This is a genomic window from Enterococcus sp. LJL99 (genome assembly GCF_054871725.1).
This window is the reverse complement of the sequence record NZ_JBTXLT010000001.1, coordinates 580,668-598,932: the sequence shown is the minus strand read 5'-3', so window position 1 is coordinate 598,932 and position 18,265 is coordinate 580,668. Positions and strand designations below refer to the sequence as shown.

Genomic DNA, 18,265 nt, shown 5'->3' with positions numbered 1-18,265 from the left:
TGAAACGTAGTGGAAATCAAAAGGAGGAAATAAAATGAATCAAAAGACACAGCAAGAATTGGATATCACGTTTATGAAAGAAGCGCTTAAGTTAGCGGAACAAGCTGCCGCTGCGGGAAATGAACCGTTTGGAGCACTTTTAGTGAAAAATAATCAAGTTGTTATGACAGGAGTTAATCGAATCCATACAGAAAGCGATCCAACTTATCATGCAGAATTGGGTTTGATTCGTAAATTTTGTTCAGAGCAAAAGGTTAGTGATTTAGCAGAGTATACATTATATACGAGTTGTGAACCTTGTTGTATGTGCTCAGGCGCCATGGTTTGGAGTAATTTAGGACGAATGGTTTATAGCTTATCTCATGAAACACTTGCGGATATTGCAGGCTTTAATATTATGATTGGTAGTGAAGAAATTTTTGCAAGTAGTCCTAATAAACCAATAGTTGAGAAAGGGCTATTAGCTGAAGAAGCTGTAACTATTTACGAAAAATATTTCAAGTGATTTTTATTAAAATTGGAGGGAATGAGAATGAGTCCAGTCGATGAATATATCGCACAATTTTCTTTAGAACAACAAAAAACATTACAGCAGATTCGAGCAGTAATCAAAGGACAATTACCAAATGCAGAAGAATGTATTAAATATGGCATGCCCACTTATTTCGAAAAAGAAAATCTGGTTCATTTCGCTCAAGCAAAGCATCATATTGGTTTTTATCCAGGGCCTAAAGCAATCGTTGTATTTGAAAACTCTTTGACCGCCTATAAAACGAGTAAAGGTGCCATACAATTTGCTGCAAACCAGCCGATTCCTTATGAGTTGATCAAGGAAATCACCGCCTGGCGGTTACAAGCTATCGAAAAGTAGTTAAGGTTTCATATAAATGAAAGTAGAATAGAATTGATGAGGTTGGCACAAAAGCGGTTAGCTCCGAGAAATAAGAAGGAATTTCCGAAAATGACAAGAAACACGAAAGGTTTCCTTTCGATGTTGAATGATTCCTACTTGGTGCTCTTCAAATTTTTAGTAAATTTCGGCTTATTTCTTAAGGAGTTGCTTTTGTACCACCGTTTGTTCGGGTTTATAAGATAGAACAAAAGTGTTCTTTGCTTGTGTCTCATCCACTTTATTTTTCTCAGCAACAAAAATCAGCGCTTTTATTAAATTGAAGAAATCGTTATATAAAAGTAAAAAATGACGGAACTTCTTGCAATAGCCATCAAAACAACGTATGATGATTGGGGCAGAAATTTGCGCTAGATGATATAGAAGAAAGTAGGGAAATGAATGACGGAACCAGCCATTCGTTATCGTTTAATAAAGAAAGAAAAACATACAGGGGCTCGTTTAGGTGAGTTGATTACGCCTCATGGGACGTTCCCAACACCGATGTTTATGCCTGTGGGGACTTTAGCAACAGTGAAGACTATTTCGCCAGAGGAATTAAAGGAGATGGGTGCAGGGGTGATTTTAAGCAATACCTACCATCTTTGGTTACGACCAGGGGAAGATTTAGTTGAAGAAGCTGGTGGGTTACATAAATTTATGAACTGGGATCAGCCCATTTTGACTGATTCTGGTGGATTTCAAGTGTTCTCACTAAGTGATATTCGTGATATTAAAGAAGAAGGCGTTCATTTTAGAAACCATTTGAATGGCTCGAAATTATTCTTGTCACCAGAAAAAGCGATTGAGATTCAAAATAAACTAGGCTCTGACATCATGATGAGTTTTGATGAATGTCCACCATTTGATGAGAGTTATGATTATGTAAAGAAATCAATTGAACGAACCTCTCGCTGGGCAGAACGTGGCTTAAACGCGCACGCTAACCCAGATCGTCAAGGCTTATTTGGGATTATTCAAGGAGCCGGATTTGAAGATCTAAGAAGACAAAGTGCCAAAGATTTAATTAGTATGGATTTTCCAGGCTATTCGATTGGTGGTCTATCTGTAGGTGAACCGAAAGAAGAGATGAATCGTGTGCTAGATTACACGACACCGTTGATACCAGACCATAAACCGCGTTATTTGATGGGGGTAGGAACAGCAGATTCATTGATTGATGGTGTGATTCGCGGAATTGATATGTTTGACTGTGTTTTGCCAACTAGAATTGCTCGTAATGGGACTTGTATGACCTCTAAAGGTCGTTTAGTGGTGAAGAATGCACAATATACAAGAGATTTCCGTCCAATCGATGAAAAATGTGATTGTTATACATGTAAAAACTATTCAAGAGCTTATATTAGACATTTAATCAAATGTAATGAAACATTTGGAATTCGTTTGACTTCTTATCATAATCTTTACTTCTTATTGAACTTGATGAAACAAGTTCGTCAAGCGATCATGGATGATAATTTATTAGATTTCAGACAAGCATTTTTTGAAGAATATGGGTTTAATAAAGAGAATGCAAAAAGTTTTTAAAAATTGGACTAAAATGCTAGTTTTAGTGTGTGATTTTTGTTAAAGTAAGTACAGTGCGTATATAAATATAATGAGGTGAACAAATAATGGGTGGATTTTCAATGATTTTCATGTTAGTTGCTGTTGGAGGAATGATGTTTTTCATGACTCGTACCCAAAAGAAACAGCAAAATCAACGTCAAGCTTTATTAGATAGTATGAAGATTGGTGACAGTGTTGTAACGATTGGTGGCTTACATGGTGTAATTTCTGATTTTGATGATACAAAAAAAACAATTCTAATTGATTGTGAAGGGATTATTCTTGAATTTGACCGAGCTGCAATTAAAACTGTAACGCCTGCTAAAACAGTAACGACAGAAACAATCGTAGAAGAACAACCAGTTGAAGCGGTGACAGAAGAAGTGGTTGAAGTACAAGAAGCAGATTCAAATGAAACTGCTGAGAATGAAGAAACAAAATAACAGTTATTTATTTCTGTAGTAATCGATTGATTCATTTGTTTTTATTTTGAATAAATCGATAGTAAAAAAAGAGATTGAGATGAAATTCACAAGAATCGTTTTTTAGATTTTTGTGAATTTTATCTTATTTTTCAGAATTAAATGATTTTAGAAAGTCATTTTTTAACTGTATGTCTATTTCGCTGATCTTCCGTTCGTAAGAAAAGAAGGCTCTGTTTTTAGAAGGGAGAGAGTAACATCGAAAAGTTATCATGGCATCAAAAACTATTATTGAAAAAAGATATTAAAGAAAAATGTTCTAACTTTAAGCAACAAGGATACTTAGCAGTAGACGAAGCAGAATTGTTAAATTATCTATTGTCTTATCGGTGGAAGAAAAAACCAAAACTTTCAATTAAAGAGTGTCGTGAAGACATTTTACATATAAAATCCAATGATTTTTTTGATTATCAACAATTATTGGCGCAAACTAAATACGTTAAAATTAATGATTGGCATGACTTAGAAGATTTATTCTAAAAAAGCAGAGCGTTTAAAACTCAGATATAGATAAACAAGAGCTTAATCGTGTACTGAAAAAGTAGATTGAGTATCTTGTTTTATTCATCAAGATAAAAGAAAACGCTCTCTTTTTTGGTGCGATTTTTTTTATGAAAAACTGTGAAAAAAATCACAAAAAACTATTTACATCGTTCGAAAGATGTTGTATGATATAAATGTGAAATAGTTAACAAACTAATTTAAAATTATTTTAGGAGGACTATAATGGCTAAAACGGTAAAAGAAAAGAAGTCAGAAACAGTTGATGTACAAGCAATGATTGATGATCTAGCTGCAAAAGGAAATGTTGCACTGAAAGAAATGGAAAATTTTGATCAAGAAAAGGTAGACTACATTGTTCATCAAATGGCAATGGCTGCGTTAGATAAACATATGCCACTAGCTAAAATGGCTGTTGAAGAAACTGGCCGTGGAATTTACGAAGATAAGGCAATCAAAAACATGTATGCCTCTGAATATATTTGGAACAGTATTAAACATGATAAAACAGTTGGTGTGATTAATCAAGATGATCAAACAGGGTTGATTGAAATCGCAGAACCAGTTGGTGTGGTTTGTGGTGTTACACCAACAACAAACCCAACTTCTACAACTATTTTTAAAGCATTGATTGCATTAAAAACACGTAACCCAATTATTTTTGCTTTCCATCCAAGCGCTCAAAAATGTTCAGCTGAAGCAGCTCGTATCGTTCGTGATGCAGCAATCGAAGCTGGCGCTCCAGAAAACTGTGTACAATGGATTGAACAACCATCAATTGAAGCAACTTCTGCATTAATGAACCACCCAGGTGTGGCAATCGTTTTAGCAACAGGTGGAGCTGCGATGGTTAAATCAGCATACTCTACTGGTAAACCAGCTTTAGGTGTTGGACCAGGTAACGTACCATCATATATCGAGAAAACAGCGAAAATCAAACGTGCAGTCAATGATCTAATCGTTTCTAAATCATTTGATAACGGAATGATTTGTGCTTCTGAACAAGCAGTCATCGTTGATAAAGATATTTACGATGCAGTTAAAGCTGAATTTGAAGCACATCAAGTATACATTGTAAAACCGAACGAATTGAAAAAATTAGAAAATGCAGTGATGAACGAAGGTAAATATGCAGTAAATCCTGCAATCGTTGGTTATTCTGCAGAACATATTGCTGAATTAGCAGGTATCAAAGTACCAAAAGGAACAAAAATCCTTATCGCTGAATTAGAGGGAGCTGGAGCAGAGTATCCATTATCTCGTGAAAAATTATCACCAGTTTTAGCAATGATTAAATCAACAAACTCAGACCATGCGTTTGATTTATGTGAAGCAATGCTTGATTTAGGTGGATTAGGACATACAGCGGTTATTCATACTGAAGATGAAGATTTACAAGTGAAATTTGGCTTACGCATGAAAGCTTGTCGTATCTTAGTTAACTCACCATCTGCTGAAGGCGGAATTGGTAATATCTATAACGAAATGATTCCATCATTAACATTAGGTTGCGGTTCATACGGTAAAAACTCTGTTTCTAAAAACGTATCTGCTGTAAACTTGATCAATGTGAAAACTGTAGCGAAACGGAGAAATAATATGCAATGGTTTAAATTACCACCAAAAATTTTCTTTGAAAAAAATTCATTACAATATTTACAAAAAATGGAAAATGTAGAACGTGTAATGATCGTTTGTGACCCAGGAATGGTTCAATTTGGTTATGCTGACACTGTTCGTAAAGAGTTACAAAAACGTAAAAACGACGTGAAAATTGAAGTCTTCTCAGATGTTGAACCTAACCCTTCAACAAATACTGTTTATGCAGGAACAAAAGTTATGGTTGACTTCCAACCAGATACAATCATCGCTTTAGGTGGTGGTTCTGCAATGGATGCTGCTAAAGGCATGTGGATGTTCTATGAGCACCCAGATACTTCATTCTTTGGCGCTAAACAAAAATTCTTGGATATCCGTAAACGTACGTACAAAATTGAAAAACCTGAAAAAACACAATTTGTATGTATTCCAACAACTTCAGGTACTGGTTCAGAAGTAACACCATTTGCGGTTATTACAGATAGTGATACACACGTAAAATATCCATTAGCTGACTATGCGTTGACTCCAGATGTAGCAATTGTGGATCCTCAATTTGTAATGTCTGTACCAGCTTCTGTAACAGCTGATACAGGGATGGACGTTTTGACACACGCAATTGAATCTTATGTTTCAGTTATGGCATCTGATTACACTCGTGGCTTAAGCTTACAAGCAATTAAATTAGTCTTTGACTATTTAGAAAAATCAGTGAAGACACCAGATATGGAATCTCGCGAAAAAATGCATAATGCTTCTACAATGGCTGGTATGGCGTTTGCCAATGCATTCTTGGGAATTTGTCACTCTGTAGCGCATAAAATTGGTGGAGAATACGGTATTCCACACGGACGTACAAATGCGATTCTTTTACCGCATATTATCCGTTACAATGCGAAAGATCCTTCAAAACATGCGATGTTCCCTAAATATGATTACTTCCGTGCAGATACAGATTATGCTGATATCGCTAAGTTCTTAGGGCTTAAAGGTAAAAATACAGCTGAGTTAGTTGAAGCTCTTGCGACAGCAGTTTATGATTTAGGTGTGAAAGTTGGCATCGACATGAACTTGAAAGCACAAGGCGTTACACAAAAAGTCTTGGATACAACAGTTGATCGTATGGCTGAACTTGCTTACGAAGATCAATGTACAACTGCAAATCCAAAAGAACCATTAATCAGTGAATTGAAACAAATCATTGTTGATGCTTACAATGGCTAATCATTCAAGATAACAATGAATAGTTAAATTAGAAAAGCACTTAGAAGACTAGCTTAGTTTTCTAAGTGCTTTTTTTATGAAAAATTGACAGATAGAAAAAAAGATGATACTATTCGTTGTGTTAGAAAAAATGATGAAAGGAGAATATCTGATGGGTCAAGTAATGAGTCATAAGCAAATAAATAATCAGTTGGTAAATAGTCACTGGATACAATGTTTATCTGAACGTGTCATTCTTGCTTTTAAGGATGTTCTTTTAGATAAATAGATGGGTTAATTGAAAAAGATTTTAAGGTATGAAAATAATTAAGAAAAATTTCTTGGTTATTTTAAATGTACTCTTTTTCAAATTTAGTTAGACTATAGGCGGAAGCAAAACTGATTTCTAGTTTTGTTTCTGCTTTTTTGATTTAGAGATTTTTGATAGATTAATGGAGGTGTTTCCAATGAGTGGAAAAGGAAAAGGAAAAGAAGAAAGAAGTAAAAATGGAATATGAGGCAATAACATTTGTTTCATGTTCTGAATAGACAGAGTGAAAATGATAAAAATTATTTTTAGAATAAAGTGATTTTTTACCATCTTCAACATACATGAAAGAGATGAGGAAATAAATGTTAACAATTAAAGGAAAATATAATGACGCCATTGTTTATACAGATAATGTGGAAGATAGTACGATTGGACAAATTATGTCTTTATGCAATCAAGCGTATTTTAAGGAAAGTAAAATTCGGATCATGCCTGATACACATACTGGAACAGGTTGTGTTATTGGAACGACAATGACAATCAAAGATAAGGTAGTTCCCAATTTAGTTGGTGTCGATATTGGTTGTGGAGTTTATGTGGTTCAATTAAACAAGTCGATTAAAACTAATTTTGATAAATTGGATCGGGTGATTCGGACTAAAATTCCTAGTGGTAATCATACGCACGATAAAAGTTTGCATGAATTTGAATTGGGAAAGATCCATGCACCAATCCATAAAGGATGGGCTTTACGTAGTTTAGGCACATTAGGTGGTGGGAATCATTTTATTGAAATCGCTGAAGGTCAATCAGGTTATTACTTGGTTATTCATAGTGGAAGTCGCATATTAGGTAAAGAAATTGCTGAATATCACCAAGAGGTCGCTTATCAAAAATTATCACAACAAAGAAAAGAATTGAAGATAGCACTGAAAAATGCCAAAGCAAAAGGCAATATAGACGAAGCAGAGCAATTCTCTCGATTGAGAGAAGAAATAAAAGTTTCTTATGAGCTATCTTATGTAACAGAACAAGATCTTGAAAACTATTTAACGGACATGAAAATTGCTCAAGCTTATGCAGCTGAAAATCGTCAATTGATGGCAGAGATTATTTTAAAAGGAATGAAATGGAAAAAAGCAGTTATTGATCAGTTTGATTGTCCCCATAATTATATTGATTTAGAACATAAGCTTTTAAGAAAAGGAGCAGCATCAGCGCAAAAGGGAGAGAAGATGATTATTCCTTTAAATATGAAAGATGGTAGTATTTTAGCTATCGGCAAAGGAAATGCTGAGTGGAATTATTCTGGTCCTCATGGTGCTGGACGCCAACTGAGCCGTTCACAGGCAAAAGCGAGAATTAGTCTAGAAAGTTATCAACGAGTAATGAGAAATGTTTGGACCACCTCGGTTTCTAAAAAAACAATTGATGAGGCACCTAAAGCCTATAAATCAATGAAACAATTACTGGAAGACATCAAGGAAACTGCAGAGGTTCAAGAAATTATTAAACCACTGTATAATTTTAAAGGGTAAATCTTTTCGTAAACGCAAGGGATTCTATATAATAGAAAGTAACAAATATAAAACTTGCTAAAAAGAAAGGATGAGTAGAATGACTAAATTTTCGCCTTGTTTGTGGTTTGATGGAAAAGTTGTAGAAGCGGCTAATTTTTATGTAAATTCATTTGAGAATAGTCGTATCGGTCGAACGGATTATTATGTTGATAGTGAACACCAACCAGAAGGATCTATTCTGACTATTGCATTGACGCTTGCTGATCAAGAAGTAATTTTATTAAATGGCGGGCCTGAATTTTCTTTTACACCAGCTATTTCTTTGTTTGTGGAATGTGAAACGGAAGCGCAAATTGATCAGTTATGGGAAAAACTAAGCCAAAATGGACAGGTTTTGATGGAGTACGGGCGCTATCCTTTTAGTGAAAAATATGGTTGGTTGGAAGATCAGTATGGCGTTTCATGGCAACTGATTTTATCTGGAACCACACAATCAATTACGCCAAGTTTTTTATTTACAGGAAAACAATTTGGTAAAGCAGAAGCAGCAATGAATCAATGGATTGAGGTTTTCGGAGAAGGAAAGATTGACTATATTGAAAAAAATTCAGATGGCAGTGTGCTACAAGCATTGTTTACGATGCATGGACAACCATTTCGAGTAATGGACAGCTCAGAAGATCATCAATTTACATTTTCAATGGCAACATCTTTTTATGTTTATTGTAAGGATCAAAATGAAATCGATCGACTATGGCATGCTGTAACAACTAAAGGGAAAGAATGGCCTTGTGGTTGGATGGAAGATGAATATGGCGTTTGTTGGCAAACGGTAACTAAAGAGATGGAAGAGTTATTTGATTATGAGGATCGTGAGCGATCTTATCGGGTTATGCAAGAATTATATAAAATGAAAAAAATTGATATTGCAGCTTTAAGAAAAGCATACGAAGAAAAATAAATATAAGCTAGACGAGGTTGGAAGAATTTTAGCCTCGTCTAGTTTTTTATTAATGGGCGTTTCTTTTAGCGAAACTTTGATAAGGAATTCCACGACTTTCACACCAATGGCTGATTTCGCTTGAGAAAATAAGATCGGTGGTGCTTAATGCTAAGGTGTTTTGTTTTCCAAGCATCGTATAAAGTAACTTTAATTCCTCTTCCCATTGATGAATCAGTTGGATTGTTTCGTCGACACCATTTGTCATTAATTGATTTAAAATAGTTCCCGCAATGCCAACACCTTTTGCTCCTAGACTAAGTGCTTTGACAATATCGAGTGAGTGCCGAATGCCACCGGACGCTAAGATAGTCAAATCGTGTTGCCAATTTGTAGACTCTAATAAGGAAATAGTTGTTGATTGTCCCCAATCATCTAAAAAGCTAAGTTCTCGTTTTTTTCGACGCGCATTTTCAATTTGAGTAAAGCTAGTTCCACCTTGACCGCTAACATCTACGGCTTTAACCCCTCGCCAAATCAGTTGTTCAATCGTTTCGCTGCTCATACCAAAGCCGACTTCTTTGACAATCACTGGGACAGAAAGTCGAGCAACGATTTCTTCAATAGAATCTAACCAACCATTAAAACTTCGGTCGCCTTCAGGCATAACTAATTCTTGTGGAATATTGACATGAATTTGTAAGCCATCTGCTTGGATTAGATCGACTGCTTTTTGAGCCACTTCGAGTGAAAGTCCAGCTCCAATATTGGCAAAAATAATACCATTAGGATTTTCTTTCCGCATAATTTGATAAGTGTCGGCTAGTTCAGGATTTTTGAGTGCAGCACTGACTGAACCAGTCGCTGTCATCAGCCCCGTTTCTTTGGCAATGATTCCGATTTGTTGATTAATCGCTTTTGCTCGTTCGCTACCGCCAGTCATCGCATTGATATAAAATGGATATTTAAAAGAAAAGCCAAGAAAATTGGTTGAAAGGTCAATATCATTTTCATCAACTTCCGAAAATGAATGGTGAACGAATCTGATTTGGTCAAAATCATTCTTTTTTTCTTTATGAAATGCTTTGGCTAAAGAGAGATGCTCATCTTTTCGATTCATTGATTTCCTTCTTTCTGTAAAAATATACATGTAATGGTAATGGGATGATTCCTTCTTTCTCCCAAGCACTCATTAAAGGTAAGATACCTGACTTTTGTTTGAAAAGTACAATACCACAATCACCTCCACCAGCCCCAGAAGATTTGGCTGCTCCACCATAAGTTTGAGCAAGATCACAAAGTTGCTTTAAAGCGGGCGTCTCGATGGGTACTTTAGCGGTAGTTGCTAATTTTTGCAATAAACTACGATTTTGCTGAATTTGTTTTTGAATCAGTGAAATATCGTTTGTTTTAAACCCTGTAATCATTATTTCGACACAGTCTTTACTTGCTTGCAAAAATTCTTGATAAGCAGCAGGTTGGGTTCTTTTTGCCTTATTTACTTGATCCACCAAATCAGAAGTGGAAGCTGGGCTTCCCGTCCAACCGATTAGAAGGCGTAATTTTTTCGGTACTTCTAATGGTTGAATCATTAATTTGGGCCAAGTCGTATGTAATAATTGTTCAAGGGTCAGCTGTTGTTGCTGTTCTTTGACCCATTGGTGATCAAAGGTGGAAAAAGCAACCCAACCACCATAACAACTAGCCGCAATATCTCCACAAGAACCATTTCCTTGAACGGCTAAATGTGCTAAAGCTGAAAGTTTAAAAATAGCTTCATTGGTTAAATTTAACTGATAAAATTGATTCAACGCTTTGACCGTAGCTACTGTGACGGCACCACTTGAACCTAAACCATATTTTCGTCCATTTGAATTGTCCAGTTCACTGGTTACTTTTAAATGATAGAAAGAAAGTGACCGCTTTTTTTCTTGTGCATATTTTTCAATTAATCGAATGGCCTCAAGTACATAGTGAAAGGGGTTTTCACGAATATCTAACACTAGTTCATTGTTTTTTCTAGTCCAACGAATGGGTAACGAACGATACTGTGCTGAATGAATACTCCCAGTTTGTTTTGCCGATTCAACAGTGACGGTTACGAACTGATCGACTGCGACAATAATCGCAGGGTGTCCTGCTTCTACAACTGCATATTCGCCGGCAATAAATAATTTTCCTGGGGTGGAGACTTCTATCATGGGTAGTACACGACCTTTCTTTTTAGAGTATAGCAATTCCTGGACCAGCGTGAGCAGTAATCAATTGTTCTTCTGAAAAATCATTGAGCAGGACCGTTTTTAAAGCGGCTAAATCGCTTTTTTTAACTAAAATTTTTACATTAGGGCCTGCATCCATCGTCGTATAACAAGGAATTCCTTCATTTCTAAGCTGGCGAATGATTTGCATCACTTTTAAACTTTCGGGAACCCAATAAGTAAAAGGAGGAGAAGCTGCTAAAGTTGTTCCATGCATTCTTAAACTATTTGCTTCAGTGATTTCGCCTAATTTTTGAAAATCTTTTTCAGCAATCGCCTTTTTTATGGCTACAAGATCTTGATCAATTGTACTAAGCCAACCATCATAAAAACTAGAGGTTTGTACCGTTCGTCTCATTCCGTCACGACTAGAAATATCTTTCGCTCGGCTATCTACTAGGACAAACAACATAGCCAACTCATTTTCAAAATCATTGGATAAAATAGGAACCGCATAAGAGTCTTGATCAGAGGTTCCTTTTTGCCATTCTGAAAATCCGCCAAAGATACTTCGACAAGCCGAACCAGAACCATGCCGGGCTAATCGTGAAAGTTCTGTGTCAGATAAGTTGAGTTTTAATGCAGCGGCACTAGCTCCTGCAAGCGCCGCAAATCCACTAGCAGAAGAGGCTAATCCAGCAGCAGTTGGTACGAAGTTAGTACTTTCTATTCTAGCATAACCACCACCATACTCTTTACGAATATAGTTGAAAAAAGTATTAATTTTACTATTGTTTAAGACTTGCTGTTGTCCGTTCAAGAAAAAAAGATCATTTTTTAAATTTGGATCAAAATAAACACTTGTTTCTGTATAAAAAGCATCTAACGTCAAGGAAAGGCTACTATTCATTGGTAGAATCAATTGCTCATCTCTTTTACCCCAATATTTGATTAAAGCGATATTTGTGTAGGCACGCGCTTTTCCCATATTCATTTATCCGTCACTCCTAATGGTTGAATCCAAGTTGAAATAGCTCCTGCTTTTTGTAGTTCTCGTGAAATATGATACGCTTGTTTTTTTGAGTTTGATAGGGCTAACATACAACCGCCCCGTCCACCACCAGTTAATTTAGCGCCTAAAGCCCCTTGTTGAATAGCGGTTTCAATCAATCGATCCAGTTGTTGGTTGCTGACAGTTAAACTTCTTAAAATAGCTTGAGCAGAACTCATTTGAATCCCAAGTTTTTCGGCATCATTATTTTCAATGGCTGTTTTTGCTAATAAAGTCAATTGACCCAATTCAGCTATTTTTTTAGTGATTTGTTGTTTATCTTTTTCTAATAAAACAGCTACATCACTGACTGCTTCTCGTGTTTGTCCTTTAATTCCGGTATCCGCAATAATTAAAAAAGTATCAGTAAGATTCATGGGAAAGTTTTTCAATGGGGTTCCTTTGATAAAAAAGATCGGGTCTTTGCCGCTCGTTGCTGCTGCATCAATTCCACTAGGATTTCCATGAGCAATTTTTTCAGCATAATCAACGAATGTCAATAATTCTTCCTGAGTATAAGAATGGTCGTAGTAATTAAATAAGGCGCGAATCGTTGCCACTGCCACCGCCGCGCTAGAACCCATCCCTCTTTCGGCAGGGATGGTACTTGTTATGGTTATGGCTAAGGGACAGTTTGATTGATTTAATTGTTCTAGTACGTTTAAAACGGTCTCTTTAATGCTAGCCAGTCTTTCGGGAGCTTGCGCCAATTTTCCTGAGAAATAATGGCAGTTAAGGGTTAATTCAGTATTTTTTTCTACGGTTGTAATGACATTTGTTTCATTAAAAGGAAAGGCAATGGCTGGCTGACCATAAACAACGGCATGTTCACCCATCAAAATAATTTTTCCAGATGCCATTCCTTGTCCGATTTTTCTTTTTTGCATTGTAAACGACCTTTCTAATTAAATATCAAATGAGTAGCGATCCATGGAGCTGCATAAAGGATCATAAATTGAACACCATAATTAACGCCCATCTTATTAAGCGTACCACAGACGATTCCTACAAGTAAAACACCAAAAATATTCACAAATCCAGCATCCATATACGCAAGTAATAAAATAAACCCAATAAACAAACCTAAAATGGCTTCATGTGGAATTTTTTCTAAAACGAAAGCAGTCATTTTTCGCGCATATTTCATGGCAATATAATATGTGATAAACGATGTAATTACTGCGGCAAAAACAATAGCGTAAATAAATTCTGAACGACTTAATAAATGATGCAAGTTATGCTCTAACGTAAAAACAGGTGGTGCATTAAATAAAGCATTCGCTGGTCCTACTGCTACTGGAGATAAAGGAATTCCTAAGGCGACTAAAGGAATAATTACACCAGATAGATAAGTAGCATGTGATAAGGCGCTCATTGATGTTATCGCCATACTGGCCTTTTTGACTGGATCTCTTTCTTTATTTGAAACAGCTTCACCAAAAAGGATGGTTAATCCTACTGGACTTAAGAAAAATAGAAAATTAGATAAAAAAGAAACAACAGCACTAGTTCCAGCCTCTTTTTTAGTGATTGTTTTTAAAGGATGACGAAGTGCTTCTTTTTCATCCACTTGATTCAACACAATTTCTTTTTTTTCGTGTAAAGGTAGCGATTCCCTTGTTTGTTTATTTAGTAAGCTAAGTAATGAGACAATTAAGGGGCCAATCGTAATTCCCAAAAAGAAAGAAATCGTGACATTTTTTTCTTGTGGTAAAACGCCAATTCCCCAATATAAATAGCGTAAACCTTGAAATAATAGCGCTAAAGGAATAATGCTGATCAATGCTAGAATTTTATTTTTACCTATCAATGATAGAAAAATCGCACCAAAAACAAAAAGCAGTGAGGCGTAATCTTTTACTGATTCAGAGAAGGGAGCCAAAACATTTGCTAATAATAGACTGATGGGTACTGCCACTAAAGTTCCAATCACAGAACCAGTTGCCATTTTTTTAATGCTTGTAGCAGCCATTCCCTGATCTTTCAAATATAGTGCATGCTCGATCATCGGTGTTGACATCACGCCGCCAGGTAACCCTACTAATGCGGTAGGGATTGCATTCATCAAATTTAAGGTAATGATGGCAGCGATAAAAAAAGTTAACACAACAATTGGTTTTGTGCCAGCCAAAACCACTGCCAAGGTGACTGGCATTAATACAGATGTTTCATCCGTTCCTGGAATAAAGCCAATAAAAGTATATAAAACAATTGCGCCCAAAACAGCTAAGACCATTTGGAAAAGTATAGTAAAATCCATTATTTTTGTTCCTCCTCAATCACGATTCGTTTTGGCTTGATTAAAATCGTACTGATAATAAAACCCAAAACAGCACCGCCTAATCCGAAAAATAATTGTTTTGTTGTGTCGGTTTTTGGTGCTAAAAAGAAACCACTCATCGTTGTTGTACTGCAAATTAGGATCGATACAATCAAGTCTTTTAAATTAACTAAATCGCCCCAAATCTCTACAAGATTCTTTTTCAACAATGTTCCTCCTCATAACGCTATAAGTGCGTTTATTCATCTATTTTTGAACTATTTTATTACTGAGAATTAAGAGAATATTCTTATTGAGAATTGTTCTCAGCTTAACTAGTGTACCAAAAAAACGGTTGAAGTGAAATTTATAAGATTTTGCGCAAAGAAAAATTAGTATATCTAATTAGGGAGTATTGAGAAAACATGCGAAAGTGAGCTTGAGACAAAACCAATTTCAATTCCGAAATTTGAATAAATAGTCTAAAACAATCGGAATTTTAGCAATTCTTTTATCGCCTTGATAATCAATAGTAGAACTTAGGGTAATTGAAATAAAATAGATGGATTATGGAAAATTTAAAATTTGAAGGGATTAAATTAGATGTTCTGATGAATAAGATGAGTGTATTGCTCATTTTAGCTTGAATATGGCACGAAGTTTCACCCATAAAAATCAATTTCTAGTAGTTAAGATGAGAAAATACTTATTTTGTCCTGCTGAATCAAAAAAGGCAAAGAAACGAATAGTGACTAATAAGAAAATGACATAAAAAAGGTAGAAGGATCAGAAAGCGACATAATAAAGTGATGTTAGTTGAATTGGAGAGTACTATTGAAAAAGAGCGTAAAAATCTGTGAAAAAATCATTTTGAACGAGTCATAAACTTTGATTTTTTCACAGTATTATTTATTGAACGATTAAACCCAGGCCAACAGCAATAATGATTGCTTGTTCTGTTGAAACTTTTAGGCCGCGTAACAATTCTTGTGAAAAAGCTATTTTGTCAAATGTTGTTTTTGTTAGATCCAAATCTTTTAAGCTTGTATTGAACCAATTACTGTCTGAAAGTTCGCAGTCTGAGAAATATAAATCCTTCCAAGTCATTTCGAAAAATTCTGCTTGCTTCAAACTAGTATTTTCAAAGGTCACCATTTTTTGGTTAGAAAAGCTAAAGGAACCATAATCAATGATACAATCTTCAAAAAAACAATCCCTTAAGTAGCTTTCAGCAAAATTAGTTCCTGTTAGTTTGCATTGTTTGAAGTGGACTGAATGAAGACTTGCTCCCATCCACTCGGAATTTGAGAAATCACAGCGATCAAAAAGAACATTGCTGACTTCTAATTGTTCTAAATGACTACGAGTCATCGTGACTTTTTCTAAAGTCGTTTCATTGATGAAAAGGTTTCTAGCTTCTTGAGGACTGAGGGTTTGGTTTTTTACTAAGACATTTTCAATCAATCCTTCGTCTTCCATAGTAAGAAAGTCTCTTTCTTTTAGCTCTGTAAAAGTTGGGCCCAATGGTTTTTTATTTTTCAAAGTAGTTTCCTCCGTATATATAATAATTACATAGTTTGATTGATAGTTGTATTTGATAACCTGTTACTGATTCTTATTATAGCTTAAAAAAAAGAATGGTTTCGTAAAAAAAACAAAAGAGAACCGTTCTTTTTAAGTTAATTTCAAGTAAAAAGAGTGAAGGGATTATTCAAATGGATTAGAGGGTATTTAAGTTTAGTTCTAGTTTTTTTATTGACTCAGGAGATAATTTTTGACAAATCATTCTTTTTTCTCTATTGTAGCATGATAGGTTAAGTGACATGGGATAATAGGTACTTTTAAAATTTTTGAATAAAACTATTCATTTTGAAATATAAATTTTCCTTTAATGAGAGAAATCTAATTTTGTGTCTAGGAAAATTAAATTAAAATAAGATATTTCTTGATTTTTTAATTTAATGATTGTACACTATACCTCATAGCTTTAATAATTATTAAATTCTGAGTTTTCAGAAAATACTGATTTAATCCATAGGAGGAATTAAGATGAAGTTAAAAAAATCATTTGCTTTAGGGTTAATTGCTTTATTTAGTGTATCACTTGCTGCATGTGGTAACGGTGGGTCAACAGACGATTCAGGCGGTGGTAAAACGGCCAATGACAAAGCGAGCGGTGAACAAATTTTCAACGTAAATGTCCAACAAGAAATGCCAAGTGCTGATTTATCAGTTGCGACAGATACAATTAGTTTTTCAGCGTTAAACAATGTATATGAAGGGCTATATCGTTTAGATAAAGATAATAAACCAATTGCTGCTGGAGCGGCAGAAGTGGTAAAACCGAGTGATGATGGTTTAACTTACACAATCAAATTAAATGAAGATGCTAAATGGTCTGATGGCGAACCTGTTAAAGCAGAAGACTATGTTTATGGTTGGCAACGTACAGTAGATCCTGCTACGGCATCTGAATATGCTTATATGTTTGCAGCTGTGAAAAACGGTGCGGATATTGCTGAGGGGAAAAAAGATAAATCAGAACTAGGGATCAAAGCGGTAAATGATAATGAGTTAGAAATTACTCTAGAAAAACCAACACCTTATTTTGATTACTTGTTAGCATTCCCATCATACTTCCCACAAAGAAAAGATATTGTTGAGAAATATGGGAAAGATTATGCTGCAAATAGTGATAATGCTGTCTATAATGGTCCTTTTGTATTAGCTGATTTTGATGGTCCAGGAACGGATACAAACTGGACGTATAAAAAGAATAAAGATTATTGGGATGCTGATACTGTACAGTTAGATCAAATCAATGTCAATGTTGTAAAAGAAGCACCTACTTCATACAACTTGTTCCAAGATGGACAAGCTGATGACGTAATTTTAACTGGTGAACTTGCTCAACAAGCTGCTAACGACCCGCAATTAGCGATTCAAAAAGAAGCAACTACTTATTATATTGAATTAAATCAAATTGATGAAAAATCACCATTTAGAAATGCAGATTTAAGAAAAGCTATTTCTTATTCTATTGACAGAGATGCATTAGCAAATCAAATTTTGGGCGATGGATCCGTGGCACCACAAGGATTAGTACCAGCTGAAATGAGCACAAGTCCAGATGGGAAAGAAGATTTTAGTGCTGCTGCTGAAGATAAACTTTCTTATGATCAAGAAAAAGCAAAAGAACATTGGGAAAAAGCTAAAAAAGATTTGAATATCACTTCTCTAGATATGGACATTCTTTCATCGGATACAGATTCTTCTAAGAAAGTAGTTGAATATATCCAAGGAGCTATTCAAGATACCTTAGATGGAGTGAAAGTAACAGTAAGTCCAGTACCATTCTCAGTTAGATTAGATCGTTCGAATAAAGGTGATTTCAGCACTGTTATCGGCGGTTGGGGTGCTGATTACGCAGATCCAAGTAGTTTCTTAGATTTATTTAAAACAGGAGTTTCGTATAACCGCGGACGTTATAGTAATCCTGAGTATGACAAACTAATTGATTCAGCTTCAACAACAAATGCAAATGATCCTGAAAAACGTTGGGATGATATGGTAAATGCTGAGAAATTGATCATGGGTGAGATGGGTGTCATTCCAATTTACCAAAAAGCGGAAGCTCATTTACGTGCGGATAAAGTTAAAGGCGTAGTTGCTCATCCAGCAGGTGCTCAATATGATTACAAATGGACATATATTTCAGAGTAATCTAAAACTGTAGTAAGTAGCAAAAAAGGACCCTGCCTTCTTAATTATTAAAAAAGGCA

16 protein-coding genes are annotated in these 18,265 nt (G+C 35.3%); 9 read left to right on the top strand and 7 right to left on the bottom strand.

The genetic code is table 11. From position 1 onward, the window contains the following. Positions 1-34 precede the first annotated feature (34 nt). The 8 genes from ACYSNW_RS02930 (at position 35) to ACYSNW_RS02895 (ending at position 8,995) form a co-directional block, all read left to right on the top strand. Complete coding sequence (locus ACYSNW_RS02930) at positions 35-505, top strand: nucleoside deaminase (RefSeq protein ID WP_461742941.1); 471 nt, start codon at positions 35-37, stop codon at positions 503-505. Positions 506-532: 27 nt separating this feature from the next. Beyond that, entirely contained in the window at positions 533-871 is a 339-nt protein-coding gene (locus ACYSNW_RS02925; RefSeq protein WP_461742940.1) for an iron chaperone, read from the top strand. Between the two features lie 420 nt (positions 872-1,291). Beyond that, positions 1,292-2,437 carry a tRNA guanosine(34) transglycosylase Tgt gene (gene tgt / locus ACYSNW_RS02920; RefSeq protein ID WP_461742939.1) on the top strand — a complete coding sequence of 382 codons (1,146 nt, stop codon included), beginning with the start codon at positions 1,292-1,294 and terminating at the stop codon, positions 2,435-2,437. Between the two features lie 86 nt (positions 2,438-2,523). Continuing rightward, the gene (gene yajC / locus ACYSNW_RS02915) at positions 2,524-2,901 is read left to right on the top strand and encodes a preprotein translocase subunit YajC (RefSeq protein ID WP_461742938.1); all 378 of its coding nucleotides are present in this window, start codon (positions 2,524-2,526) and stop codon (positions 2,899-2,901) included. A gap of 270 nt (positions 2,902-3,171) precedes the next feature. Then, positions 3,172-3,420, top strand: a complete 249-nt coding sequence (locus tag ACYSNW_RS02910) for a post-transcriptional regulator (RefSeq protein WP_461742937.1) — start codon at positions 3,172-3,174, stop codon at positions 3,418-3,420. Positions 3,421-3,666: 246 nt separating this feature from the next. Further along, entirely contained in the window at positions 3,667-6,264 is a 2,598-nt protein-coding gene (gene adhE, locus ACYSNW_RS02905) for a bifunctional acetaldehyde-CoA/alcohol dehydrogenase (protein WP_461742936.1), read from the top strand. A gap of 612 nt (positions 6,265-6,876) precedes the next feature. Next, positions 6,877-8,052, top strand: a complete 1,176-nt coding sequence (locus tag ACYSNW_RS02900; protein WP_461742935.1) for an RtcB family protein — start codon at positions 6,877-6,879, stop codon at positions 8,050-8,052. 79 nt (positions 8,053-8,131) lie between these two features. Continuing rightward, entirely contained in the window at positions 8,132-8,995 is an 864-nt protein-coding gene (locus tag ACYSNW_RS02895; RefSeq protein ID WP_461742934.1) for a VOC family protein, read from the top strand. A 49-nt stretch (positions 8,996-9,044) separates the two neighbouring features. Here ACYSNW_RS02895 and fni read toward each other — a convergent pair whose 3' ends face one another. From fni to ACYSNW_RS02860, 7 genes are all read right to left on the bottom strand, one after another. Continuing rightward, on the bottom strand, positions 9,045-10,094 hold the full coding sequence (gene fni / locus ACYSNW_RS02890) for a type 2 isopentenyl-diphosphate Delta-isomerase (RefSeq protein WP_461742933.1): 1,050 nt from the start codon (positions 10,092-10,094) through the stop codon (positions 9,045-9,047). After that, the gene (locus ACYSNW_RS02885; protein ID WP_461742932.1) at positions 10,078-11,175 is read right to left on the bottom strand and encodes a phosphomevalonate kinase; all 1,098 of its coding nucleotides are present in this window, start codon (positions 11,173-11,175) and stop codon (positions 10,078-10,080) included. Before ACYSNW_RS02885 ends, fni begins: the two co-directional genes overlap by 17 nt. Before the next feature lie 22 nt (positions 11,176-11,197). Beyond that, positions 11,198-12,166 carry a diphosphomevalonate decarboxylase gene (gene mvaD, locus ACYSNW_RS02880; protein ID WP_461742931.1) on the bottom strand — a complete coding sequence of 323 codons (969 nt, stop codon included), beginning with the start codon at positions 12,164-12,166 and terminating at the stop codon, positions 11,198-11,200. Next, the gene (gene mvk / locus ACYSNW_RS02875) at positions 12,163-13,110 is read right to left on the bottom strand and encodes a mevalonate kinase (RefSeq protein WP_461742930.1); all 948 of its coding nucleotides are present in this window, start codon (positions 13,108-13,110) and stop codon (positions 12,163-12,165) included. The genes mvaD and mvk overlap by 4 nt, the downstream gene beginning before the upstream one ends. 14 nt (positions 13,111-13,124) lie before the next feature. Next, positions 13,125-14,483, bottom strand: coding sequence for a tripartite tricarboxylate transporter permease (locus ACYSNW_RS02870; RefSeq protein WP_461742928.1), 1,359 nt, complete (start codon positions 14,481-14,483; stop codon positions 13,125-13,127). Then, on the bottom strand, positions 14,483-14,710 hold the full coding sequence (locus ACYSNW_RS02865; RefSeq protein WP_461742927.1) for a hypothetical protein: 228 nt from the start codon (positions 14,708-14,710) through the stop codon (positions 14,483-14,485). The genes ACYSNW_RS02870 and ACYSNW_RS02865 overlap by 1 nt, the downstream gene beginning before the upstream one ends. A gap of 682 nt (positions 14,711-15,392) precedes the next feature. Next, entirely contained in the window at positions 15,393-16,025 is a 633-nt protein-coding gene (locus ACYSNW_RS02860) for a pentapeptide repeat-containing protein (RefSeq protein WP_461742926.1), read from the bottom strand. A gap of 507 nt (positions 16,026-16,532) precedes the next feature. Between ACYSNW_RS02860 and ACYSNW_RS02855 the strand changes: the two genes are divergently transcribed. After that, complete coding sequence (locus ACYSNW_RS02855; RefSeq protein WP_461742925.1) at positions 16,533-18,206, top strand: peptide ABC transporter substrate-binding protein; 1,674 nt, start codon at positions 16,533-16,535, stop codon at positions 18,204-18,206. Positions 18,207-18,265: the final 59 nt, after the last annotated feature.